At 67.9% G+C, this 22,475-nt stretch carries 21 protein-coding genes and 1 tRNA gene; 8 read left to right on the top strand and 14 right to left on the bottom strand.

Annotated elements, in window-relative coordinates:
- From RH91_RS18855 to RH91_RS18845, 4 genes are all read right to left on the bottom strand, one after another.
- On the bottom strand, nucleotides 1-543 hold a 543-nt coding region (locus RH91_RS18855), incomplete at its 3' end, for a carboxypeptidase-like regulatory domain-containing protein (RefSeq protein ID WP_029624065.1).
- A gap of 165 nt (nucleotides 544-708) precedes the next feature.
- Entirely contained in the window at nucleotides 709-2,778 is a 2,070-nt protein-coding gene (gene ligA, locus RH91_RS18850) for an NAD-dependent DNA ligase LigA (protein WP_010164743.1), read from the bottom strand.
- Between the two features lie 38 nt (nucleotides 2,779-2,816).
- Nucleotides 2,817-3,077, bottom strand: coding sequence for a hypothetical protein (locus tag RH91_RS21775; protein ID WP_037515284.1), 261 nt, complete (start codon nucleotides 3,075-3,077; stop codon nucleotides 2,817-2,819).
- A gap of 41 nt (nucleotides 3,078-3,118) precedes the next feature.
- Nucleotides 3,119-3,325, bottom strand: a complete 207-nt coding sequence (locus RH91_RS18845) for a cold-shock protein (protein WP_010164742.1) — start codon at nucleotides 3,323-3,325, stop codon at nucleotides 3,119-3,121.
- Nucleotides 3,326-3,690: 365 nt separating this feature from the next.
- Here RH91_RS18845 and RH91_RS18840 point away from each other — a divergent pair, with 365 nt between their 5' ends.
- Nucleotides 3,691-4,020, top strand: a complete 330-nt coding sequence (locus RH91_RS18840) for a hypothetical protein (protein WP_010164741.1) — start codon at nucleotides 3,691-3,693, stop codon at nucleotides 4,018-4,020.
- A gap of 158 nt (nucleotides 4,021-4,178) precedes the next feature.
- On the opposite strand, the gene recN is transcribed toward RH91_RS18840, so the two are convergent.
- Nucleotides 4,179-5,843, bottom strand: coding sequence for a DNA repair protein RecN (gene recN / locus RH91_RS18835; RefSeq protein ID WP_010164740.1), 1,665 nt, complete (start codon nucleotides 5,841-5,843; stop codon nucleotides 4,179-4,181).
- 82 nt (nucleotides 5,844-5,925) lie between these two features.
- A complete protein-coding gene (locus RH91_RS18830; RefSeq protein WP_010164738.1) occupies nucleotides 5,926-6,870 on the bottom strand; it encodes an outer membrane protein assembly factor BamD in 945 nt (314 codons plus the stop codon).
- 170 nt (nucleotides 6,871-7,040) lie between these two features.
- Between RH91_RS18830 and RH91_RS18825 the strand changes: the two genes are divergently transcribed.
- Together RH91_RS18825 and RH91_RS18820 are read left to right on the top strand one after the other, a co-directional pair.
- Entirely contained in the window at nucleotides 7,041-7,865 is an 825-nt protein-coding gene (locus RH91_RS18825) for a class I mannose-6-phosphate isomerase (RefSeq protein ID WP_010164736.1), read from the top strand.
- Nucleotides 7,866-7,947: 82 nt separating this feature from the next.
- On the top strand, nucleotides 7,948-9,120 hold the full coding sequence (locus RH91_RS18820; protein WP_010164734.1) for a glycosyltransferase: 1,173 nt from the start codon (nucleotides 7,948-7,950) through the stop codon (nucleotides 9,118-9,120).
- Here RH91_RS18820 and RH91_RS18815 read toward each other — a convergent pair.
- The 5 genes from RH91_RS18815 to yajC form a co-directional block, all read right to left on the bottom strand.
- Nucleotides 9,106-10,287: a DUF3089 domain-containing protein gene (locus RH91_RS18815; RefSeq protein WP_010164732.1), complete on the bottom strand. Its 1,182-nt coding sequence runs from the start codon at nucleotides 10,285-10,287 to the stop codon at nucleotides 9,106-9,108. The two genes, RH91_RS18820 and RH91_RS18815, sit on opposite strands and share 15 nt — an antisense overlap.
- Nucleotides 10,288-10,407: 120 nt before the next feature.
- Nucleotides 10,408-10,788, bottom strand: coding sequence for an Mth938-like domain-containing protein (locus RH91_RS18810; protein ID WP_010164730.1), 381 nt, complete (start codon nucleotides 10,786-10,788; stop codon nucleotides 10,408-10,410).
- Nucleotides 10,788-11,741 (bottom strand): protein translocase subunit SecF, encoded by a 954-nt coding sequence (gene secF, locus RH91_RS18805; protein ID WP_010164728.1) that lies wholly within the window; start codon nucleotides 11,739-11,741, stop codon nucleotides 10,788-10,790. Before secF ends, RH91_RS18810 begins: the two co-directional genes overlap by 1 nt.
- 13 nt (nucleotides 11,742-11,754) lie before the next feature.
- The gene (gene secD, locus RH91_RS18800; protein ID WP_010164726.1) at nucleotides 11,755-13,341 is read right to left on the bottom strand and encodes a protein translocase subunit SecD; all 1,587 of its coding nucleotides are present in this window, start codon (nucleotides 13,339-13,341) and stop codon (nucleotides 11,755-11,757) included.
- A 4-nt stretch (nucleotides 13,342-13,345) separates the two neighbouring features.
- A complete protein-coding gene (gene yajC / locus RH91_RS18795; protein WP_010164725.1) occupies nucleotides 13,346-13,687 on the bottom strand; it encodes a preprotein translocase subunit YajC in 342 nt (113 codons plus the stop codon).
- 138 nt (nucleotides 13,688-13,825) lie between these two features.
- Here yajC and RH91_RS18790 point away from each other — a divergent pair, with 138 nt between their 5' ends.
- The 4 genes from RH91_RS18790 (at nucleotide 13,826) to RH91_RS18775 (ending at nucleotide 15,573) form a co-directional block, all read left to right on the top strand.
- Nucleotides 13,826-14,137: a putative quinol monooxygenase gene (locus RH91_RS18790; protein WP_010164723.1), complete on the top strand. Its 312-nt coding sequence runs from the start codon at nucleotides 13,826-13,828 to the stop codon at nucleotides 14,135-14,137.
- A gap of 54 nt (nucleotides 14,138-14,191) precedes the next feature.
- Nucleotides 14,192-14,887 (top strand): hypothetical protein, encoded by a 696-nt coding sequence (locus RH91_RS18785; RefSeq protein ID WP_010164721.1) that lies wholly within the window; start codon nucleotides 14,192-14,194, stop codon nucleotides 14,885-14,887.
- Nucleotides 14,888-14,930: 43 nt separating this feature from the next.
- Nucleotides 14,931-15,007, top strand: a tRNA-Pro gene (locus RH91_RS18780).
- Between the two features lie 170 nt (nucleotides 15,008-15,177).
- On the top strand, nucleotides 15,178-15,573 hold the full coding sequence (locus tag RH91_RS18775; protein WP_010164720.1) for a hypothetical protein: 396 nt from the start codon (nucleotides 15,178-15,180) through the stop codon (nucleotides 15,571-15,573).
- Nucleotides 15,574-15,580: 7 nt separating this feature from the next.
- On the opposite strand, the gene RH91_RS18770 is transcribed toward RH91_RS18775, so the two are convergent.
- Entirely contained in the window at nucleotides 15,581-16,939 is a 1,359-nt protein-coding gene (locus RH91_RS18770) for a hypothetical protein (protein WP_010164718.1), read from the bottom strand.
- Between the two features lie 133 nt (nucleotides 16,940-17,072).
- Here RH91_RS18770 and RH91_RS18765 point away from each other — a divergent pair, with 133 nt between their 5' ends.
- Nucleotides 17,073-17,699, top strand: coding sequence for a response regulator (locus RH91_RS18765; RefSeq protein ID WP_029624064.1), 627 nt, complete (start codon nucleotides 17,073-17,075; stop codon nucleotides 17,697-17,699).
- A gap of 19 nt (nucleotides 17,700-17,718) precedes the next feature.
- On the opposite strand, the gene RH91_RS18760 is transcribed toward RH91_RS18765, so the two are convergent.
- A complete protein-coding gene (locus RH91_RS18760) occupies nucleotides 17,719-18,438 on the bottom strand; it encodes a response regulator (RefSeq protein ID WP_010164715.1) in 720 nt (239 codons plus the stop codon).
- A 4-nt stretch (nucleotides 18,439-18,442) separates the two neighbouring features.
- Nucleotides 18,443-22,390, bottom strand: coding sequence for a PAS domain S-box protein (locus tag RH91_RS18755; protein WP_010164713.1), 3,948 nt, complete (start codon nucleotides 22,388-22,390; stop codon nucleotides 18,443-18,445).
- Nucleotides 22,391-22,475 lie beyond the last annotated feature (85 nt).

The raw sequence follows: 22,475 nt of genomic DNA, 5'->3' as shown, positions 1-22,475 counted from the left end.
ACCGCCGCGATCGCCGCTGCTGCCGCGGTCGAGCGTGGCGAACGGATCGCGGCGCTCGACGTCACGGATGTCGCGGTTGACCGACGCGACCTTGGCGATGTCCGCCTGGGTCAGGATCGTCTGCGGGCCGTCGGTGCGGGTGCCGGCCCCGCGGACGCGCGATGCGGTCACGACGATGTCGGCGCCTTCGGTGCCGCCTTCAGCGGCCGTGGCGGCTGCGGCAAGGTCGATCGGCAGGTTGAAGACCTGTTGCACGACCGTGTAGATGTCGGTGACGGTCTTGTTGCCGGTCGTGCTGGTCACGCTGACGGTGTAGGGACCACCGGCGCGCAGACCGTTGAAGCTGAAGGCGCCGTCCACGCCGGTCGTCGACTGCGACTTGGTCCCCGAATTGACGTCGATCACGTCGACGGTAGCCCCGGAAACGGGGGTGCCGCCGGTGGTGACGACACCGCGGATCTGGCTCGTGGTTTCCTGCGCGCTTGCCGCCGCGGGAAGGATCAGCGCCGCTACGGCCACGCCAAGAAGAAGATTGTGTCGCATAATGTCCCCCTACAGGATCTCGGAAAAAGCGATCGCGGCGGGCCTGTGACCCTGTCCGCATCGTCTTGTCCGTGCCCCTGCACGGGAAATATTTCGGTTGGATGACAGTTTCGAGGGAACTTAATGGAAGATTACAATCCGTTCATGGTGCGTTGCAAAAAAGCATCACCCAAAGTCGCGGACGAGCGCCGCCCAGCCGGCTTCGTCTAGGACGGAAATCCCTAGTTCCGCGGCCTTTTTCAGTTTCGATCCCGCGCCCGGGCCGGCCACCACGAGATCGGTCTTGGCCGACACCGACCCCGCGACGCGGGCACCCAGCGTCTCCGCCTGCGCCTTTGCCTCGTCGCGACTCATCGTCTCCAGGCTGCCGGTGAAGACCACCGTCTTTCCCGTCACCGGGGATTCCCGCAGGGTGGAGACGAACGCCGGTGGCGACACCTCCGACAATAAATCCGCCCAGGTCTCGCGGTTATGCGGTTCGGCGAAGAAATCGACCAGCGCCTCGGCGACGACCGGGCCGACACCGTCGACCGACTCGAGTTCGAGTCGCGCCTCGGGGGTGTCGGGCGCGGCGGTGGCGAGCTCGGCGATTCGCTGGACCGTGCCGAACGCCTTGACCAGATCGCGCGCGGTGACCGCGCCGACATGGCGGATGCCGAGCCCGAACAGGAAGCGTGCGGGATCGGGCGCGCGCTTCGCCGCGATCGCCGCGAGCAGGTTCCGCGCCCACACCCGCCCGTCCTTCTTGCGCGCGAGCAGTTGCGCCTCGGTCAGCCGGAAGATGTCGGCGGGGTGATGGAGCAGCCCGTCGCGGAAGAAGTCCTCGATCTGCTTGAGCCCCAGCCCCTCGATATCGAGCGCGCCACGGCTGACGAAGTGGCGCAGCCGCTCGATCCGTTGCGCGGGGCAGATCAGCCCGCCGGTGCAGCGGATATCGACTTCGCCCTCTTCGCGCACCGCGTCGGACTGGCATTCAGGGCATTGCGTCGGGAAGACCCACGCCGCGCGGTCCTCCTCACGCGTCAGATTCTCGACGATCTGCGGGATGACGTCGCCCGCGCGCTGCAGCACGACTCGGTCGCCCGGGCGGACGCCGAGCCGTTCGACTTCGTCCTTGTTGTGGAGCGTCGCGTTGGTGACGACGACGCCGCCGACCGTCACCGGGGTCAGCCGCGCGACGGGGGTCAGCTTGCCGGTGCGACCGACCTGGATGTCGATCCGCTCGAGCACCGTCTCGGCACGCTCGGCGGGAAACTTGTGCGCGAGCGCCCAGCGCGGGGCCTTCGCCACCGCGCCGAGTCGCGCCTGCCAGTCGAGCCGGTCGACCTTGTAGACGACCCCGTCGATATCGAACGGCAGGTCGGCGCGGACGTGCTCGATCTGGGCATAATGGTCGAGTGCGGCGGGCATGTCGGGGGCGGCGATCAGCAGGTCGCTGACCGGGAGCCCCCAGCCGGCGATCGCCTGCATCACGCCATATTGCGTGTCGGCGGGGAGCGCGGTCGTCTCGCCCCAGCCGTGCGCGAGGAAGCGCAGCGGGCGGCTGGCGGTCACCGCGGCGTCCTTCTGGCGGAGCGAGCCGGCGGCGGCGTTGCGCGGGTTGGCGAACTGGCGCGCCTTCTCGGGTGTCTCCGCCTCGGCGAGCAGGTGGGCGTTGAGCGCGGCGAAATCGGCCTTGGCCATATAGACCTCGCCGCGGATCTCGAACACCGCGGGGGCGTCGCCGTGAAGCGTCGCGACGATGTCGGGGATCGTGGCGACATTGGCGGTAACGTCCTCGCCGACCGTGCCATCGCCGCGAGTGAGTGCCTGGACGAGCGTGCCGTTCTCGTAGCGGAGCGAGCAGGACAGCCCGTCGATCTTTGGTTCGGCGGTGAACGCGACGGCGGCGTCTTCGGGCAGGTTGAGGAAGCGGCGGACGCGCGCGACGAATTCGATCGCCTCGTCGGGGGCGAAGGCGTTCTCGAGGCTCATCATCGGTCGCGCGTGCGCGACCTTGGCGAGATGCGCGGCGGGGGGGGCGCCGACCTGAACGCTCGGCGAGTCGCTGCGGATCAGGTGTGGGAAGGCGGCTTCGAGCGCGGCGTTGCGGCGGACCAGCAGGTCATAGGCGGCATCCGAAATTTCGGGTGCGTCGTCGGTATGATAAAGCCGGTTGTGGCGCGCGATCTCGTCGGCAAGCTGCGCGAGTTCGGTGGCGGCGGCGGAATCTGTGGTGGGGAGGGGGGCGACCATGGCCCCTGCGCTAGCGGAGGGCCACGGCGCAGTTCAAGTCAATCGTCTTCGCTCGCGTCCATTTCGGCGAGATGCTTGGCTTCTTCGTTGGTCGATCGGCGCTCGGCGGTCTTTTCCGCGCGGGAGGCCATTTCGTCCCATGCCTTGGCGGCGCGCAACCAGCGGCTGCGGACATTGTCGAGCGTGGCGGCGGATGCATCGGTTTCGGCCTGGCGGGCACGATCGCGATAGAACAGGGCTGTAGTGTTCGTCGGAGGTCTCCACGCATGAAAGGAACGAGCCCACCGTGAAGCGAGCAAGGGTGCCGCCGTGACGGCGACACCCCCGGATCGTAAACCGATCAGGCCTGGGCGAGCTTTACAGCCGAGACCTTGCCGCGACGATCTTCTTCCAGCTCGTACGAGACGCGCTGGTCGCGATCGAGCGTTGCCATACCGGCAGCTTCCACTGCGCTGATGTGGACGAACGCATCACCACCGCCGCCCTCAGGCGCGATGAAACCATAACCCTTGTCGGCGTTGAAGAACTTAACTGTGCCGATAGCCATAACGTATTCCTTAAGCCCGGACGGTACCCCTCTTGGGCAGCATCCGGATGGGGCCGAGATCGAAGACGAGTGCGTCGTCCGGCCCCGGCCGGCGCACCCGATGGCGTTTGATCAACCGTGCGCGGAAAAACCGCTGCGAACAGGCTGACCTGAAAGAGAAAAGTCGAGAAACACGAAGCGCGTCCGGGGTAACAAGCGGGAGCGCGGTACGTCTCTCAGCCGCGCGATGCTTGGGAGCGGTGTCGCGCGATTTGGGTGGTGTAGCAGGTTATTACGGGCTTGTCGCGGCTTTTGCTTGGTCGGCGATTGCGGGACCACGCGATCTACCATAGCCTCGGCACGATTGGCCGCGCGGAGAACGGTTTATGATGCTTCCGATCCTTCCGATCGTTGCCGTCCTGCAACTGGCGGCCCCGCCCGTACCGGCGGCGGACTCCCGCAAGACGGTCGATTTGCCACCGCCGTGGCGGCCCTCCACCTGTCCCGCGGGGGAGCCCGGGAGCGACATCGTGGTGTGCGGCACGCGCGACGCCGCCGAGAAATACCGGCTGAAGACGCTACCCGAACGCTATGCGGGGGTGGGCGGCCCGGGGATCGGGGTCGATCTGGGAAAGGGGGTGCGGGGAAATCTGTACACCACGCCCGGTCGGCTGAACGACAAACGCGTGATGGTGACGGTGACGATACCGTTCTGACGGGGGGGGCTGACGGGGCCGTTCTGACGGGGGTGGACGGGGATTGTACCGCTCCTCCCGTTCGTTTCGAGCGAAGTCGAGAAACCCGGCACAGCGCAGGTTTCTCGACTTCGCTCGAAACGAACGGTGGGATCAGGCGACGTGGCAGCTCCCCCGCGCTATACCGTCTCGAGCAACCGGTCCGCCTGTGCGCGCGCTTCGGGGGTGATCTCCGCGCCCGACAGCATCCGCGCGATTTCCTCGCGGCGGTCGGCATCGTCGAGCGCGGTGACGCCCGTGCGGGTGACCACGCCGTCATGCCGCTTGGCGATCAGCAGATGCTGCGCGCCGCGTGCCGCGACCTGCGGGCTGTGCGTGACGACGAGGACCTGCGTGCCCCCCGCAAGCCGCGCGAGTCGGTCGCCGATCGCGCTCGCCACCGCGCCGCCGACGCCGCGGTCGATCTCGTCGAAGATCATCGTCGCCGCACTGCCCTGTTCGGCAAGCGCGACCTTGAGCGCGAGGATGAAGCGCGACAATTCGCCGCCGCTGGCGATCTTTACGAGCGGCGCGAACGGCGCACCGGGGTTGGTCGAAATCTCGAACTCGACCCGGTCCTTGCCCGCGCTCGACCATGCGTCCGCAGACGCCGGGGCGACGACGGTGCGGAACTGTGCGGCATCCAGCTTGAGCGGTGCGAGCTCGCCCCGAACCGCGGCGTCGAGTCGCTCGGCGGCGGCGGTGCGCGCCTTGGTCAGCGTGGTGGCGGCGCGGTCGAACTCCGCGCGCGCGGTCGCGAGCTTGCGTTCGAGCGCGGCGATGCCTTCCTCGCCCGCATCGAGCGCGGCGAGTTTCGCCTCGAGGTCCGCGGCGAGATCCGCCAGCTCGTCGGGCTGGACGCGGTGCTTGCGCGCCATCCCGCGCAGTTCGAACAGCCGCGTCTCGTCATCCTCGAGCGCGGACGGATCGAACCACAGGTCGGTCTTCGCGATCCGCAACTGTTCCTCGGCGACCGCACCCTCGATCACCGCGCGATCGATCGCGGCGAGCGCTTCGGCCAGCGACGCATGATCCTCGGCGACGCGTTCGAGCACGCGTGCGGCTTGGCGGAGCTGCGCAAGTCCGCCATCCGACCCCTCGAGCCAGTTCTCGATCGCGGACAGATCGTCGGCGATCTTCTCCGAACGCTGCATCGAGCGGCGGCGTTCGGCGAGCGTTTCCTCCTCGCCCGGTTCGGGGGAGAGCGCGCGCAGTTCGGCGACGCTGTGCTCGAGCCATTCGCGGTCGCGTGCGGCGGTCTCGATCGTCGCATGCGCGGTCGCGAGCGCGCCTTCGGCGGCGCGCCATGCCTTGTAGGCGGTTGCGGTGGCGGCGGTATCGACGCGGCCGAACGAATCGAGCAAGGCGCGATGCCCGCGCGCGTTGAGCAGGCCGCGGTCGTCATGCTGGCCGTGGATCTCGACCAGATGCTGCGCCATCTCGCGCAGCAGACCGGCGGAGGCGGGCTGATCGTTGACGAACGCGCGGCTGCCGCCATCGGCCTTGACGATGCGGCGGATCAACAGCGGTTCGCCGGGATCGCTGTCGAACCCGTTCTCGGCAAGCGCCGCCGCGATCGGGCCATCGGGGGCGGGGGTGTCGAAGGTCGCGGTGACGACCGCCTGTGTCGCGCCCTGCCGGACGAGGCCCGCCTCGCCGCGCCCGCCGAGCGCGAGACCGAGCGCATCGAGCAGGATCGACTTGCCCGCGCCGGTTTCCCCGGTGAGCACGCCAAGCCCTTCGGCGAAGTGCAAATCGAGCGCTTCGATCAGGACGACGTCGCGAATGGACAGCGAAATCAGCATCGTGCCGTCGCCTCTAGCCTATCCCGCGCCGTTCCGGAATTGTTCTTTGCATCCGGCCGCGGCGGAACGCGCTGCACCGGGCCTACTGGCCCGGGTTGGGGTTGCCCGGGTTGGTCGACGATCCGTTGGTGACCGGCGCCGCGCGCGTGTCGCGGTTGATCTCCTTCGACTTGGTCGGGATGCTGAGCGTGCTGTTGAGCGGAACGATCGGCTGACCCGGCGCAATCGCGGCGACCGCGACGGGGGGATGTTCCTGCGACAGCTTGTACGCGCGCTCATACCATTGCGTGCCGGGATAGTTCGCGCCGAGCACCGCGGCGGCCTTGCGCGCCTCGTCCGGCACGCCGAGCGCGAGCGACGTTTCGGTCAGCCGCATCAGCGCCTCGGGCGCGTGCGTGGTGGTCTGATAATCCTCGACCACATGACGGAACCGGCCGTCGGCGGCGAGCCACAGGCCGCGACGCTCGTAGAAGCGGCCGATTTCCATTTCCTTGCCCGCGAGGTGATCCCGGACGAGATCGATCTTGAGCCGCGCGTCGGCGGCATATTTGGTGTTGGGATAGCGCCGCGTCAGTTCGCCGAGCGAATCGAGCGCCTGCTGCGTGATCTTCTGGTCGCGCGTGACGTCGCTGATCTGCTCGTAATAGCCGAGCGAGACGAGGTAATAGGCATAAGGCGCGTCGCGGTTTCCCGGGTGGACCGACAGGAAGCGCTGCGCCGACTGGATCGAGGCGGTGTAATCATGCGCGAGATAATAGCTGAACGCGCTCATCAACTGCGCGCGGCGGGCCCACACCGAATAAGGGTGCTGGCGCTCGACCTCGTCGAACAGCGCCGCCGCGATCTTGTAATCGCCATTGTCGAGCCGCTGCCGCGCGGTCGTGTACAGCGTGCCGACGTCGCGCGCGATATACGGGATATCGGACTTGCCACGCTTCGCGCAGCCTGCGGTGGTGAAGGCGGTGGCGGCGATCAGCGCGAGCGCTGTGGCACGAAACAGGGGCGAGCGGGCATGTGGGGTACGCATCGGGGCCGGTCTTAGCCGAAGCGTGGAGGCGCGAACAATGTTTTTCGGAGGGGTTTCCCCCGGCGCGGCTTCCGCCCGGCGCTTTTTGCTTGATCGTTTCTCGGCAGGCGCGGATCACTTCGCGCGAATGCTGCGTTTGCGACATGAATCGCTTCAGGAGACACAAACCCGTGACCGCCACCTTGCTCGCCACCAAACGCGTTGAAAAGCCTTGGGGACGCCACACGCTGTGGCCCGGTTTTCCCGATCCGGCGGCGGACGGCGAGAAGATCGGCGAGGTGTGGTTCCAGACTCCGCATGCGAGCGAGCCCGACCTGCTCGTAAAGTATCTGTTCACGAGCGAAAAACTGTCGGTCCAGGTCCATCCTGACGATGCCGCGGCACAGGCGGCGGGCTATCCGCGCGGCAAGGACGAGGCGTGGATTATCCTCGCGGCGGAACCCGATTCGACGATCGCGCTCGGCACGCTCAAGCCGATGACCTCGGAGGAACTGCGCGCGGCGTCGCTCGACGGCTCGATCGAGCATCTGCTCGACTGGAAGCCGGTGAAGGCGGGCGATTTCTATTATTCCGAGGCGGGCACGGTCCATGCGATCGGCGCGGGGATCACGGTGGTCGAGATCCAGCAGAATGTCGACCTGACGTACCGGCTGTACGATTACGGCAGCGACCGCGAATTGCATCTCGATGCCGGGGTCAAGGTGTCCGATCCCGAGCCGTTCGTACCGCTGCCGACCCCGCCGAAGGACGGCAAGGATCATCAGGTCCTCGCCGAGGGGCCGAAGTTCGTGATCGAGCGCTTCGCCGGGGGCGAGCGCGTCGTCGATCTCCCCGCGGGGCTGACCGGGTGGCTGGTGCCGCTGACCGGCGCGGGGGTCGCAGATGGCGTTGCGTTCAAGGCGGGCGAATGCCTGACGCTCGAGGGGCGCTGCGAGATCAAGGCGGATGCGGGGAGCGATCTGGCACTGGCGTATCCGGGATCGAAGCGGATCTGATTCCCCGGTGGCCGTCACCCCGCGTTTCGCCGGGGTGACGGCACCGCTTTTCGTTTTGGCGGAAACCCGGTAGCGGGGCGGCATGCTCCGCGTCCTGACCCTGGCCACCCTGTTTCCCGATGCGACGCGGCCCAATTTCGGGGTGTTCGTCGAACGCCAGACGCGCGGGCTTGCGGCGCACCCGGACGTCGATTTGCGCGTCGTCGCGCCGGTCGGCCTGCCGCCGTGGCCGCTCTCGCGCCATGCGCGCTTCGCGGGCCTCGCGGGCGTGCCACGGCAGGAGCGCTGGAAGGGGCTCGACGTCCGCCGACCGCGATTTCTTACGCTTCCCGGGACCGGCGGGCGGTTCCATGCGCGGGCACTGACGCGCGCGCTGATCCCGCTGCTGACCGCGCTGCGGCGCGACTTTGCGTTCGATGTGATCGATGCCGAATTCTTCTTCCCCGACGGCCCTGCTGCGATCGCGCTCGGCCGGCATTTCGGCGTGCCGGTGTCGATCAAGGCGCGTGGCGCGGACATCCACCATTGGGGCCGCGCGCCTGCGACCGCGCGGCAGGTGATCGCTGCGGGGCAGGCGGCGGGCGGGATGCTCGCGGTGTCGCAGGCGATGCGCGCCGACATGATGGCGCTCGGCATGTCTGGGGAGCGGATCCGGCTGCACCACACCGGGGTCGACCTCGACCGGTTCGCGCCCGGCGACCGTAGCGGTGCCAAGGCCGCGCTCGGGGTGGTCGGTCCGCTGATCGTCTCGCTCGGCGCGTTGATCCGGCGCAAGCGCCATGACGTGGTGATCGACGCGCTCGCCGCGCTTCCCAATGCGACGCTGATCATCGCAGGCGAGGGGCCGGAACGCGCCGCGCTTCAGGCGCAGGCGGAAGCACGCGGGGTCGCGGGGCGGGTGACGCTGCTCGGATCAGTGCCACATGCCGATCTGCCCGCGCTGCTCGCGGCCGCCGACGCGATGGCGCTTGCGTCCGATTCCGAGGGGCTTGCCAACGCCTGGGTCGAGGCGCTCGGCTGCGGGACGCCGATCGTGATCGCGGACGCCGGTGGCGCTTGCGAGGTCGTGAGTGACCCCGCGTACGGGCGCATCGTCGCGCGGACCCCCGAAGCGTTCGCGACGGGGATCCGCGCGGTGCTGGCGCAGGCGGCCGATCCGATTGCGGTGCGGCGGGGGGCGGCGCGATACACCTGGCCCGCCAACACCGCCGCGCTCTACGCGCATCTCGCCGGACTGGTATCAGCCCACGGGTGAGGGCGGGTTCTTCGCGAGCCACGCCTTCGCCTGATCCTCGGTCAGTTCGACCAGATCCCCCATCTCGATCGGCAGGTCGATCAGGTGAAGCCCCCACGCCGCGAGCGGGTGCCCGTCGCGCAGGATCTCGCCGACGATCGTGTCGGTGCGCTTGTCGTCCGGATTGGCGTTGGTCGTTACCGCGAGATAGCTGAACCGGCCCGACGTGGCGCAGCGCGTGCTGATCAGGCCCGGGACCTTGACGAAGCGCGTGGTGACGGGCGCGCCGTCGCGGCTCCACGCGGGTTGCGGCGCGCTGCCCATCCCGGCGCCGCTTGCGCCGAGATACGCGTCGGTCGGCTTGGGCTGGCCGTCGAGCGCGGCGGGATCGACGCAGGCGGCGGTCATGCCGGGCTGGTCGACCGACCCGAAGCGGCTGAACTCGGGCGGCGGTGTTTCGGCGCGGAAGCTGACGTAGCTGACGACGCAACCGCTCTGCTTGTTGCTACGGCACAACGGCGTCGACTTGAGATCGCCGCCGACGTCCTTGCCGACCGGGACCGCCACGTTGGTGCCGGGGATGATCAGCGAGATGATCTGGCGCTGGACCGGTTTCCCCTCGATCTCGCGCGCCATCAGGTCCTTCAGCAGCCCCGCGCCCTGGCTGTGGCCGATCAGCACGACGCCGCGACCGTGATTGTCATAGGCGAGATATTCGTCCCACGCCGCCTTCACGTCGGCATAGGCGCGCGCGCGGACGTCGGGCATCGGCTTGCCGCGCATCGCCTCGCGCAGCGCGAGCAGCGTGACCTGCCGGTACAGCGGGGCGAACACGCGGCAATGCTTGGTGAAGCGCGCCGCCTGGCTGCCCGCGACCGCGATTTCCTCGGGGCCGGCGGTCATGTCGCTATTGGGGGCGGGGTCGGCCGAGACGGTCGGATAGACGTAGAAGCAATCGAACTTCGGGTTCTCGTCGCGGTCGAACCGCTCGATCGACCGCGATCCATCGGCCCGGACGATCGTCGCGTCCTGGTTGGCTGAGCACGCATCGCTGCGGCCGGGGCGGCAGAGCCATTCGTCGGGGCTGACGTATTTGAGCGCAGCCTGCGGTGGGGGCGGGGATGGCACCTGCGCCGTCGCAATGGTCGGGGCGGCGGTGGCCAGCAGGATGGCGGCAAGCGATTTCATTGATACGGTCCCGACCTGTTCGCGTTGCGCTTCTGCTAGTGGCCTTCGCCGGGGAAGCACCATATCAGACGCAGACGCAGGCGCATGTTCCGCAAAGCAATAGCGCGCCGCGTCAGCCGATCAAAGCGGATAGAGCGCGCCGACGACCCAGCGGCCCTCTCCACGCAGCACGGCCCAGGCACGGGCCGCCGCACGGCTGTCCATCGCCTCGACCCCGATCCCCCGCGCCTCGAGCGCGCGGACGAAGGCGGGGGCGGGGCGCTGCATCGTCGCGCCGGTGCCGAGGAGGAGGAACTCGGGGCGCGGATCGATCGCGAGCAGGTCGGCGAACGACTCGGGCGAAAGCGTCTCGAGCGCGGGCGCGTCCCATTCGGCGACCGCGTCGGGCGTGATCGTCAGCGCGCGATACACACCGCGGAACGACCCAGCCTCGACTTTATAGCCCTTGGCCGAAAAGCCGGTGATCGCCGGGCCGGTCCCGCTCGCGCTTTCGATCTGCATCAGCGCGGCTTGGCCGGCTTTGGCGTCGCAACCGGCTCGGCGAGGCTCGGATCGGGGCGGAGGCCCAGTGTGATCAGCAGCGACGACGACACGTAGATCGACGAATAGGTCCCGACGAAGATGCCGAGGATCATCGCCGCGGTGAAGCCGCGCAGCACCGGGCCACCGAAGATCAGCAGCGCGAACAGCGCGAGCAGGATCGTGACCGAGGTCATCACGGTGCGCGGGAGCGTCTCGTTGACCGAGAGATCGACGATCCCCGACATGTCCATCTTGCGATAGCGGCGCATGTTCTCGCGGATGCGATCGTCGATGACGATCTTGTCGTTGATCGAGTAACCGATGATCGTCAGCACCGCGGCGACGATGTTGAGGTCGAACTCGAACCGCGTCAGCGCGAAGAAGCCGAGCGTCATCAGCACGTCGTGGACGATCGCGACAACGGTCGAGACACCGAACTGCCATTCGAACCGGAAGATCGCGAACAGGCCGATCCCGACGACCGCGAGCACGACCGCCAGGATGCCCTTCCAGATCAGCTCGCCCGAGACCTTGCCGCTGACCGAATCCTGCCGCGAGAAGCGCGCATCGGGGAAGTCGCGCGTGATCGCGGACTGGACCTGCTGGACGATGCGGTTGGCGGCACCCTCGTCGCTGCTCTGCGGCGGGGGCAGCTTGATCGAGATGGTGTTGTCGTTGCCGACCGTCTGGAGCCGTGCCTCGCCCAGCTCGAGCCGGTCGATCGTGCTGCGCAGCTTGTCGAGCGACGGCGGCGAGGCGAACTTCTCCTCGATCATCAGGCCGCCGACGAAATCGACGCCGAGGTTGAGCCCGCGCGCGAAGACGAGGCCGATCGCGGCGATCGACAGCAGCATGGTCAGCCCGAACGCCCATTTGCGCAGCGAGACGAAGGGGAGGTTGGTGTTGTCGGGAACGATTTTCAGGAGGCGCATGGTGTCTGGCCGATCAAATGTTGATTTCGGTCGGGCGGTTGCGGCGAATCCACAACACCACGAGCATCCGGGTGAACGTCACCGAGGTGAACACCGAGGTGATGATGCCGATCAGCAGCACGACCGCGAAGCCCTTCACCGGACCCGATCCGAGCATCAGCATGATGACGCCCGAGATCGCGTGCGTCGCGTTCGCCTCGAAGATCGTCCGGCTCGCTTCCTTATAGCCCAGCTCGACCGACTGGATCACGCTGCGGCCGCGCCGGCGTTCCTCGCGGATACGCTCGTTGATCAGCACGTTCGCGTCGACCGCGGTGCCGATCGTGAGCACGAAGCCGGCGATCCCCGGAAGGGTGAGCGTGCCGTTGAGCAGCGCCAGCACCCCCATGATGACCACCACGTTGATGATGACCGCATAGTCCGCATAGAAACCGAAGCGGCCGTAGGTCGCGATCATGAACACGATCACGAGGATGACCGCGATCGCCGAAGCGCGGATGCCCGCGTTGATCGACTCCTGCCCGAGATCGGGGCCGACGGTGCGTTCCTCGACGATCTTGAGCGAGATCGGCAATTTGCCCGAGCTGAGCGCGATCGCGAGGTTGTTCGCGGATTCGACCGTGAACGAACCCTCGATATAGCCCGCACCGCCGAGGATCGGCGTGTTGATGCGCGGGGCGGAGATGACCGCATCGTCGACAATCACAGCAAAGCGCTTGCCAGTATTCGCCTGCGTCACTTCGGCGAACTTGCGCCCGCCTTCCGAGTTGAAGCTGAAGTCGACGATCGGGGCGTTGTCCTCCTGCTTGAACGCCTGTTTGGCGGTCAGCAGCTGGTCGCCGGTCAGGATCGCCTGACGCTTGACGAGGATCTTCGCGCCGGGGCCGCCCTCCGGATAGGGGAGCGCCTGCGTGCCCGCCGGGATGATCCCGCCCGGGGTGTAGGGCTGGTCAGCGACCATCTTGAATTCGAGCTTGGCGGTCTTGCCGATCAGCTCGCGCAGCGCGCGCGGGTCCTTGAGGCCCGGCACCTGAACGACGATCCGGCTGGTGCCCTGGCCGACAATCGTCGGCTCCTTGGTGCCGAGCTTGTCGATGCGGGTCCGCACGACGTCGGTCGCGGTCGCCATCGCTTCCTTGATCGAGGCGTTGATGCCCGCTTCGGTCGGGGTCATCACGACGCGCGACGAATCGACCACCTGCAGGTCCCAGTCGCGTTGTCCGGTCAAGCCGACCCCGCCGGTCAGCTTGTTGAGGCGCTCGCGCGCGGCATCGAGCTGGGTGACGTTGCGCAGCATGAAGCTGAGCTTGCCGTTGTCGGTCGCGATGTCGCCGATCGGAATCGCGGGACTGAGCGCCATTTGCGAGACGATCTGCTCGCGCATCGCCTCGAGCCGGTTCTTGACCAGCTCGTCGGTATTCGCCTCGAGCAGCAGATAGCTGCCCCCCGCCAGATCGAGCCCCTTGTTGACCCGCGGATGCGGGAACGCGCCCCAGCGATCGGTGACCGACTCGGGCAGGAAGCTCGGGATCGCCAGCGCCATCAGCGCGGCGAGGAAAGCGAAGATCGAAATGACCTTCCAGCGGGGAAAATCGAGCATCGGATCAGTCGTTCGCGGGCTTGGAGCCGAGCGGCGTCACTTCGGCGAGGGTCGCCTTGACGACGCGGATGCGCGTGGTGGGCGCGATCTCGACCTCGACGAAGCGATCCTCGACCTTGGTCACCTTGCCGACGATACCGCCCGCGGTGACGACCGAATCGCCCTTCTTGACCGCATTGATCGCCGCCGCCTGGTTGCGCGCGCGCAACTGCTGCGGGCGCAGGATCATGAAGTAGAAGGCGACGAAGACCAGCAGCAGCGGGCCGAAATTGACGAGCAGCGACAGAAAGCCGTCGGAGCCGGAGGCGGCACCTGTAGTCTGGGCGAAGGCGGGGGTGGCGAACATGGGCTACCTTGGTAAAACTGGCCCGCCAGCGCCAATCGGCAAGCGGGATTGCGGGATGAAGACACCCCGCTACAAGCGGCGCGCGCTATCATCTCATGCGCTTCGGTGCAACGGATCATGACTTTTGGAGACGCGACCATGACAATCCTCGTTCTCGGACACATTCGCACCGCGCCCGGCGATGCGGCGAAAATCACCGACCTGCTCGCCGCGCATGTTGCGCGCGTGAACGAAGAAGACGGGTGCGAGGCCTATAGCTTCGCGTTCGACGTCGCCGACCCGGACGTGATCCGCATCGCGGAACGCTGGGCCTCGCCCGAGGCGCTTGCGGCGCATGGCGCGGCGGAGCATTCGAAAGTGTTCGGCCGCGCGATCCGCGATCTCGGCGTGGTCGAGATGAGCGTCAAGGCGTGGGACGGGACTTTCTGGCGCACCCTGACTGGTGAATGATTCGTTAGCTTGCCATGATGGTGCGATGGTGAGTCAAAAGGCGTAGCGAATCGTATGAAGAAACAGTCAGTTGCGTGCCTCGGCGGCGTTCTCGTGTGCGCCGCGGCGGCAGCACCCTTCACTGCTGCGTTCGCCGAGACCAGCCGGGAGACGCTGACGCAGACCGCCTTCGTCGCGCAGGACAAGCCGAGCGCGCTGCGGCAGATCGCCAATGTCGAGGCGACTGCCGCGGCGACGCTCGCGCACGCGCCGGGCGATGCCGAGGCGCAGCTCACGCGTGCGATGGCGACGAGCTACCGCGCGAAGCTGACCAACAGCCGCGCCGATGCGCTGTCCGCCAAGGCGCAGTTCGAGGCGATCACCGCGCGCAACCCGCGCGACGCCGAGGCGCAGGCGGCGCTCGGGGCGTGGCACCTCAGCGCGGTCAAGTCGCTCGGCCAGTTGATGGCGCGCGGCGCGCTGGGCGCGCGCAAGGCGTCGGGGCTCGAAGCGCTCGACCGGGCAGTGGCGCTCGGCGGACAGCGCGCGCTGTTCCCCGGGCTGGCGGCGTTGCTGCGGCTTGCGATCGACCCGAAGGACCCGGTCGGCGCGACGCTCGCCGAAACCGCCGCGCGCGGCGCGACTCCGACCGCGCTCGACCGAATCCTCCAGCGGCGCGCGGCGCTGCTCATCTCGCCGCTCAAATCGGGCGATCCGCGCGTGGTCCAGGCGCTTGCCAACCGCTTATTGCCATTGGGGCAATTCAAGTGACTTGCATCCGCCGCATTCTCGGCCTAGACGCGCCTCCCTCGGTCGGGGCGTAGCGCAGCCTGGTAGCGCATCACACTGGGGGTGTGGGGGTCGCAGGTTCGAATCCTGTCGCCCCGACCAGAGATTTCACACCCCATCAGACACGGCAGTCCTCGGCTGTCAGTCGGCGACCGGCGGTCTCGCCAGGACGCACCGGGCGCGGGGTGGTCCGCATTGCCGTCGACGCGGAAACCGGGCTAAGGGCGCGTCCAGCATGGCGTTTGCTCCATGTGTCTGTTCGGAGAATTCCCTTGCGCCGCCACATTGCCCCTCTCTCGCTGGTTCTCTCGCTCGCGCTGCTCCCGGCGGCCGCACCGGCGCAGACGCCGACCGCCGATCCCGACGTGCGCTGCCTGCTGGTCAGCAACGTCTTCGCCGAGAAGGAGCCGGATGCGAAAAAGAAGCAGGTCGCGATCCTGACGGTGACCTATTATCTCGGACGGGTCGATGCCAAGCTGTCGCCCGAAAAGTTCCGCACCGCGGTGGTTGCCGTCGGCAAGGAGCCGCTGGGCAAGGACATCGCGACGACGATGACCAATTGCGCGCGTGCGCTTCAAACGAAGCAGGTCGCGACCGCCGAGATGATGCAGGGCATCGCCAAGAGCCAGGCACCCGCCGCCGCCGCAACCCCCGCCAAGGGGCGCTGATTTAGCGTCAGACCAGCCGCGCCGCGATGCTGCCCAGCAGGATCGCGGCGAACGGCACGACCGCGAGCGCTTGCCGCCAGCGTGGCACCGCCCATGTCGCGCGCTGGCCGAGCTGCAGCGCCGCCGCCACGCCGGTCGCGGCGATCGTCCAGAAGTGATAGCGGACTTCGGAGGCGACGCTGAGCGGCAGATAGCTCAGCGCATAGAGCAGCGCCGACCACGCCAGCGCGGGGGCGACCCCGCCATCACGCAGCGACGGGCGCAGCACGACCAGCCCGAATGCAAGCGCGATCCAGCACGCCGGCCAGCCGAGCGGCGTGGCGACGCTCGCCACTGCCAGCGACGAAATCGACGTGCGAACCGGGTTGGGGGCGACCGCATAGCCCCAGCGGTTCGGGTCGGACTCGAGCGACAGGCCGGGCAGGTCGGCATCGTGGACGAGAAAGCGCGTGTTGCGGTCGAAATGGGTCAGCCGATGCTCGAGATAGGCGACCGGGTGCGCCGCCAGCGCCGCGAGCCACCAGCCATAGGGGCCGGGCTTCTCCGCGAGCGGCGCGCGCAAGGCGGCGAAGCCGATCGGGCAGGGGGCGGGGCCCCACCAGGCATAGCTGTCCCACGAAATCGGTGAATAACAGCCGCGATTGACCGCGACCGGATCGCGCGCGGCGAGCGGCGGGAAGGTGTCGGCATGGCTGAACCGGCCGGTCCCGGCGAGATCGTAGATCACCAGCGACAGTTCGACCCCGCTCCGCTCTGCGTGCAGCGCGGCGTTGGCGAGCGGCAGCGCGAGGACGAGGGGGACGGCGGCGAGCACGCTGGTCGCGGCAAGCCGGGGCAGGGTCGCGCGCCACGCCGTCGGGCAGAGCGCGACGAGCAGCGGCAGGCACGCGGGCACCGCGTTGAAGCGCAGCGTCGCCGCCGCCACCAGCACCAGCGCTGCCACGATGCGGGGCCAGCGCGCGCCGGGCCGCGCGATCGCAAGCAGCCCGGCGGCGAGGAGCAGCGCGCCGGCGAACAGGCTGTCCTTGAGGATCGTGCCGACCAGCACGAGCGCGATCGGCGACAGGGCGAGCACCGCGATCGTCACCGCGGCACCCCGCCGGCCGCGACGCAGCGCGGCGAGCAGCAACAGCAGCGTTCCGCCCCAGTACAGCGAGGCCTGCAGCACCAGCATCGGCGCCGGTCCGTTCGCGACGTGGCGCAATTGGTGCCACAGCCAGTTCATCGCGGGCGGGTGCCAGTCGTCATATTGGCCGCTGACCGCCTGGCCATATTGGCGGATCGCGTCCCAGGTCATGATCCCGGGCCAGAACGCCGCGAGGTGGACCGCGAGCGCCAGCGGCAGAACGACCGCTACGGCCCGCATCGAAAGTGTAGCTCTTGTCACTTTTTGGGGGTAGCATGACAAACCCATCGATCGTCACACAGGAATTACGAAAAAACGTGATATCTGGGCCGAGGATCGACTATAAATGGGATATTTCCGGGGGAGTATCGCTTTGACCCAGACCGTATTGATCGCGGACGACCATCCAATGTGTGCCGCTGCGCTTGGCATGGCGACCGAACAGGTCGCGCCCGGTGCCGATACCGTGAAGGTCGGGACCATTGCCGAAGCGGTGGCGGTCGCCGAACAGCGGCGGTTCGACTTGATCCTGCTCGATCTAATGCTGCCCGACGTCCAGGGGTTCGCCGGGTTGCTGATGCTGCGCCGCCTGCAGCCCCGCGCGACGATCGCGATCGTCAGCAGCACCGACGAGCCAGTGGTGATGCGCCGTGCCGCGCGCGAGGGAGCGAGCGGCTATATCCCCAAGAGCGCGCCGATGAGCGAAATGGTCGCATCGATCCGCACCTTGCTCGGCGGGGGAAATGCGTTCCCGCCCGAGATGACCGAGCCCGAGGACGAGGCGGCGATCACGCCGTCACGGATCGGCGAATTGTCGCCGGCGCAGTTCCGCGTCCTGCGCGCCGCGGCGGATGGCAGCCAGAACAAGCAGATCGCCTATGAACTGGGGATCGCCGAAACGACCGTGAAGACGCATTTCGCGCAGATCTTCCGCAAGCTGGGCGTTACCAACCGAACTCAGGCGATCCTCGCGTTGCAGGCGCTCGACGTCACCGCCTGAGCGGTTGAACGGCTGAGCGTCAGCCCGCCGCGCTGGGGGCGGTGCGCGCCTGCTCGATCGCGGCGATCGTGCGGAGCGCGCAGCCCTCGAGCCGTTCGCTCGACCGGCATTCGCCGCGTTCGATCGTCAGGCAGACCAGCGCGAGATCGAGCGCGCCGATCCCGTTGCTTGCGCCGCGCAGCGCATGCGCCTCGCGCTCGGCGCGGACGAAGTCGCCTTGCGACAGCGCGCCGGTGATCGCCTCGGTCCGCGCCGCGATGTCGCGCAGCATCATCCCGAGCAACCGGTTGGCATCGTCGACGCCCACCGCACCGCGCAGGTCGGCGAGCCGGTCGCAGTCGAGCAACGTGTCCGCCGCAGTGCTGGCGGGGGCGGGCGGGGAGAGCAAAGCGGCGACCTGCGCGATCAGGTCGGCGGGTTCGAACGGCTTGCGGATATAGGCGTTCGCGCCGGCTTCCAGCGCCATCTTGACGTGCCAGTCGCTGCGCCGCGCGGTCAGGATCAGCACCGGCAGCCCGCGAAACATCGCCGAGGTCCGCATCTCGCCAAGGATCGCGAGCCCGGTCTTTCCGGGCAGCGCGCAATCGAGGATCACCAGGTCGGGGCTCGATTCCCACAGGCTGTCCAGCGCGTCGTCGCCGTCGCGCACGGGCAGCACGACATGGCCGAGCGGGGTCAACGTCCGCGCGACGATCGCGCAGACCAGTTCGTCGTCGTCGACGATTACGATCCGGGCCATTGTTTCATCCTGCCTGCTTCAAGCATTGCAACTGGGCGTGGCCGGAGCGCACCACGGCATCGCGTTCTGTTCCGGCGGGGATATCGAGTGCGTCGTCGATCCGGCTGGCGAGCGTGCCGAGGTCGCCGCGCCCGAAGAAGGCGGCGGTCCCGGCGACCTGATGCAGCGCGTGGCGCAACGCGTCGATCGCGGCCGTATCCCAGGACTCGCGCGCGACCGTGGCGTCGTACAGCGCGAACAGGTTGCGCACCCGCGTATCGAATTGCCTGTGCAATTCGGCGTCAGCGCTGGTCGCGGGCGCGGTGGCGATCGCGGGGGCGCGCGTGCCGACCGCCCAGCGGCGCACCGTCTCGTCGAGTTGGCCCATCTGCACCGGCTTGGCGATATGCCCCTGCATCCCTGCGTCGAGACAACTCTCGACATCGCTTGCATAGGCGTTTGCGGTCAGCGCGATGATCGGCAGATCGTCCGCCGTCACGCCGCTGGCGCGAATGTGCCTGGTGGCTTCAATTCCGTCGAGTTCCGGCATTTGCATGTCCATCAACACCAGCGCGAACGGAGCGCCCGTCCCGCGAGTCCGCTCCACCATCGCGATCGCTTCGAGCCCCGAACGGGCAATGGCAGGAGCGTAGCCAAGCCGCGTTAGCATTGCCTTAATGAGTGCCTGATTGACATCATGATCCTCCGCCACGAGGACGCGTGCCCCCGGAACCGCGGGGAGGACGCACGCTGGCCCGGGCGACAGGACGGGCGGCGCCGCCGAGGGCGCGACGATCAGCGGCACGCGCAGCGTCACCGTCGTGCCGACGCCGACCTTGCTGGTCAGCGTGATCGTCCCCGCCATCAGGCGCGCGAGTTCGTTCGAGATCGCAAGGCCGAGCCCGGTGCCGCCGTGGCGCCGCGAGGTGCTGGTGTCCTCCTGGACGAATTCGTGGAAAATCGCGCCCTGCCGGTCCTCGGCGATCCCGACCCCGGTGTCCGCGATCGCGACGACGATCGTCTCGCCGTCGATCCCGACGCTGAGCCGGATCGACCCGCGCTCGGTGAACTTCGCGGCATTCCCGAGCAGGTTGAGGACGATCTGTCGCAAGCGCAGCCCGTCGCCGATCACCGCGGGCGGAACCTCCGGCGCGACCTCGACCTCGAGCGCAATCCCCGCGGTCGTCGTCAGCGGCTTGATCAGCCGTGCGCAGCTTCGCGCCAGATGGTGCCAGTCGACCCGGTCACTCGCGAGCGTGACATGCCCCGCCTCGATCTTGGACAGATCGAGGATGTCGTTGAGCAGGCGCATCATCGCCTTGCCCGAATCCGCGATCATCTGGAGCTTCTGGCGCTGGTCGTCGCGGGGATCCTCCGCGAGCAGCAATTCGGTAAAGCCGAGCACGCCGTTCATCGGGGTGCGGATCTCGTGGCTCATGTTCGCGAGGAAGCTCGACTTGGCCTGCGCGGCGACCTCGGCATGGCGGCGCGCGGAATCGAGCTCGAGTTCGAGCCGCTTGCGTTCGGTGATGTCGCGCACCGACGAGATGATCTCGCGCGGCTCGCCGGTGACCGGATCGCGCACTAGCCCGCTGTTCGATTCGAGCCACGTCCAGGTACCCGGGCGATCGATCCGCTCGAGCCGATAGGCAAGCACCCGCCGTTCGGCGATCCCGGCGCCGAGTTCGCGGTGCAGGCGAATCACCATCTCGGCGTCATCCGGGTGGAAGCCGCGCAGCAGGTTGCGCCCGACGAGCTGGCGCGGGGTGAGCCCGATCACGTCCACCACCGAAGGGGAAACGTAGAGACAGACCCCGTCGATGCTCATCCGGAACACCGCATCGGTCGCGTTTTCGGCAAGCAGCTTCAGTTGTTCGGAGCTTTCGCGTAGCGCCGCCTCGGTCGCCTTGCGCTCGGTGATGTCGACGTTGACGCCGATGAAGCCGACCTGTCGGCCGGAGTCATCGTGCTCGCTGGTGGTGATCGTCTCGACCCAGCGGACCGATCCGTCCGACCGGACAAAGCGGAATTCCGTCCGCAATTCCCGTTCGTCGAGAACGGTGGCGCGCCATTCCTCGCGCAAGCGCTGGAGGTCGTCCGGATGGACCGCCGGTATCCAGCCCTCGCCCAGCGCCTGTTCGAACGTCAGGCCGGCAACATCGAGCCAGGCGCGGTTGGCATAGGTGATGCCGCCCGTCGCGTTCGACCGGTAGATCCCGGCGGGAGAAAGGTCGGCAAGCGTCTCGAACAGCCGCTTGCTTTCCGCGAGCGCGATCCGCGCGCGGCGTTGTTCGGTTATGTCGACGACCGCCCCGACATAGCCGGTCAATACGCCGTCGCTGTTGAACTCGGCGCTGTTGACGCTCTGCACCCATAATTCGCCGCCGTCGGACCCGTGGAAGGCGAAGTCGCGGACCTTGACCATCCCCGGTTTGAGACCGTGCCATGCGGGTTCGCGGGTGAAGGTGTCGGGATCGACCAGCGTCTTCATCCAGCCCGTGCCCAGCGATTCCTCGACCGACAGGCCAATCTTCATCGCCCAGGCGCGATTGACATAGGTCAGCCGGCCATCCGGACCGGCGCGGAAGATGCCGACCGGCGCGGCTTCGGCGAGGCGGCGGAACCGGACCTCACTGTCCTCGAGCGCGCGCTGGGTCGCCACCGCGGCGGTGATGTCGCGGATCGTGCCGATCGTTCCGTCGAAGCGGCCGTCGGGCGTGCTGAGGCGGCGCAGCGTCACCTCGATGTGGCGACATTCGCCGCCGGCGGTGAAGAAACGCTGTTTGAGGCTGGTTTCCTCGATCTCGCCCGAGACGATCCGGGGATAATGCGTCACCGCATGGCTGCGATCCTCGGGATGGAGCAGCCGCGCGGTACTCCAGCCGAGGCTCTCCTCGACCGTATAGCCGGTAAGCGTTTCCCAGGCGCGGTTGAGGAAGATCCAGCGCCCTTCGGCATCGGTGCGGAACACCGCTTCCTGCATCGCGGCGAGCAACGTGTCGGAGAAATCGCGGGCGTATTTGAGTTCGGCGCGAGTCCGGTCGCGCGTGCTCAGGATCGAGGCGAACGGCAGCCCGATCCCGAAGGCGGTCGCCAGCAGCAGTTGCAGCACGTGAATCCGCGTGCTGAGCGTGACGTTGAGCAGCCACATCGGCCCCGATCCGAGCAGCGTATCCGCCGTTGCGATCACCGAGACGATGAAGATCGCGGCAGCGGTCCCGGTGATGCCGAGGCGAAGCGCGGCGATGATCATCATCGGCAGGCAGAAGAAGGCAAGCGGGTAGCGGGTCTGGCCGAAGACGATCAGCGCGATCGCCGCAGTCCCGAGCAGGATCGCGACAATTTCAGGGATGCGCGCCCGATCGATCTGGCGCCGGCGCGGCCACGCCTCGATCGCGATCAGCGCGACCGGGCCGGTGATCAGCATGCCGAGACCGTCGGCAAGCGACCAGCTTCCCCAAGTCGGCAGATCGAGCCATTCCCCGGGTGGTGCAAGCTGGACGGCGACGATCAGCCCCGACACGGCCGGTGCGATCATCGAGCAGCACACTACGTAACGCGCGACGTCGTTGATCTTGTGCATGTCCGGGCGCGCGGCGTCATGCGCGCCCCGGCGGCCGCGCGTATATAGCCAGCAACCGAGCACCGCCTCGCCGATGTTGACGAGCGGGAAGAACAGGCTGGTCCGGCTGGGATCGAACACGGCATAATTGGCGGCGGCGAAGCCCACCAAGGCCGCCGCGATCCACCCGCCCGAGCGGCGCCAGCCCCCATGCAGGATGGCGGCGGACAGCAAGGCGTTGGGCACCCACAGCGCTGCGATCGTCCCGCTTCCGCGGGTCAGCGTGATCCCGACATAACCGAGCAGGAAGATCGCGGCGGCAAAGGCCGCATATCCCACGATCGAGCCGGCGCGTGCTGACCAGCGCGCGGACAAGGGAAGCGTTTCGGTCTGCGGCGGGTGTACGATCATCGTCCCATGCTGAGGGAGGTTGTTTAATCCCGCGTTACTAGCAAATCCCGATCGCGCTGTCGTGGACCAGATGGGGTAGCGAAAC

The organism is Sphingomonas sp. PAMC 26617, assembly GCF_000242835.1.
Taxonomy (GTDB): Bacteria; Pseudomonadota; Alphaproteobacteria; order Sphingomonadales; family Sphingomonadaceae; genus Sphingomonas.
The sequence above is the reverse complement of the archived record's forward strand: the minus strand, read 5'-3'. Positions and strand labels throughout refer to the sequence as shown.

Excerpts from the sequence above, each read along its gene's own strand:
- ligA (WP_010164743.1), bottom strand. The coding sequence starts at position 2,778 with ATGGTCGCCCCCCTCCCCACCACAGATTCCGCCGCCGCCACCGAACTC.
- RH91_RS18845 (WP_010164742.1), bottom strand. The coding sequence starts at position 3,325 with ATGGCTATCGGCACAGTTAAGTTCTTCAACGCCGACAAGGGTTATGGT.
- RH91_RS18840 (WP_010164741.1), top strand. The coding sequence starts at position 3,691 with ATGATGCTTCCGATCCTTCCGATCGTTGCCGTCCTGCAACTGGCGGCC.
- recN (WP_010164740.1), bottom strand. The coding sequence starts at position 5,843 with ATGCTGATTTCGCTGTCCATTCGCGACGTCGTCCTGATCGAAGCGCTC.
- RH91_RS18830 (WP_010164738.1), bottom strand. The coding sequence starts at position 6,870 with ATGCGTACCCCACATGCCCGCTCGCCCCTGTTTCGTGCCACAGCGCTC.
- RH91_RS18820 (WP_010164734.1), top strand. The coding sequence starts at position 7,948 with ATGCTCCGCGTCCTGACCCTGGCCACCCTGTTTCCCGATGCGACGCGG.
- RH91_RS18815 (WP_010164732.1), bottom strand. The coding sequence starts at position 10,287 with ATGAAATCGCTTGCCGCCATCCTGCTGGCCACCGCCGCCCCGACCATT.
- RH91_RS18810 (WP_010164730.1), bottom strand. The coding sequence starts at position 10,788 with ATGCAGATCGAAAGCGCGAGCGGGACCGGCCCGGCGATCACCGGCTTT.
- secF (WP_010164728.1), bottom strand. The coding sequence starts at position 11,741 with ATGCGCCTCCTGAAAATCGTTCCCGACAACACCAACCTCCCCTTCGTC.
- secD (WP_010164726.1), bottom strand. The coding sequence starts at position 13,341 with ATGCTCGATTTTCCCCGCTGGAAGGTCATTTCGATCTTCGCTTTCCTC.
- yajC (WP_010164725.1), bottom strand. The coding sequence starts at position 13,687 with ATGTTCGCCACCCCCGCCTTCGCCCAGACTACAGGTGCCGCCTCCGGC.
- RH91_RS18790 (WP_010164723.1), top strand. The coding sequence starts at position 13,826 with ATGACAATCCTCGTTCTCGGACACATTCGCACCGCGCCCGGCGATGCG.
- RH91_RS18785 (WP_010164721.1), top strand. The coding sequence starts at position 14,192 with ATGAAGAAACAGTCAGTTGCGTGCCTCGGCGGCGTTCTCGTGTGCGCC.
- RH91_RS18770 (WP_010164718.1), bottom strand. The coding sequence starts at position 16,939 with ATGCGGGCCGTAGCGGTCGTTCTGCCGCTGGCGCTCGCGGTCCACCTC.
- RH91_RS18760 (WP_010164715.1), bottom strand. The coding sequence starts at position 18,438 with ATGGCCCGGATCGTAATCGTCGACGACGACGAACTGGTCTGCGCGATC.
- RH91_RS18755 (WP_010164713.1), bottom strand. The coding sequence starts at position 22,390 with ATGATCGTACACCCGCCGCAGACCGAAACGCTTCCCTTGTCCGCGCGC.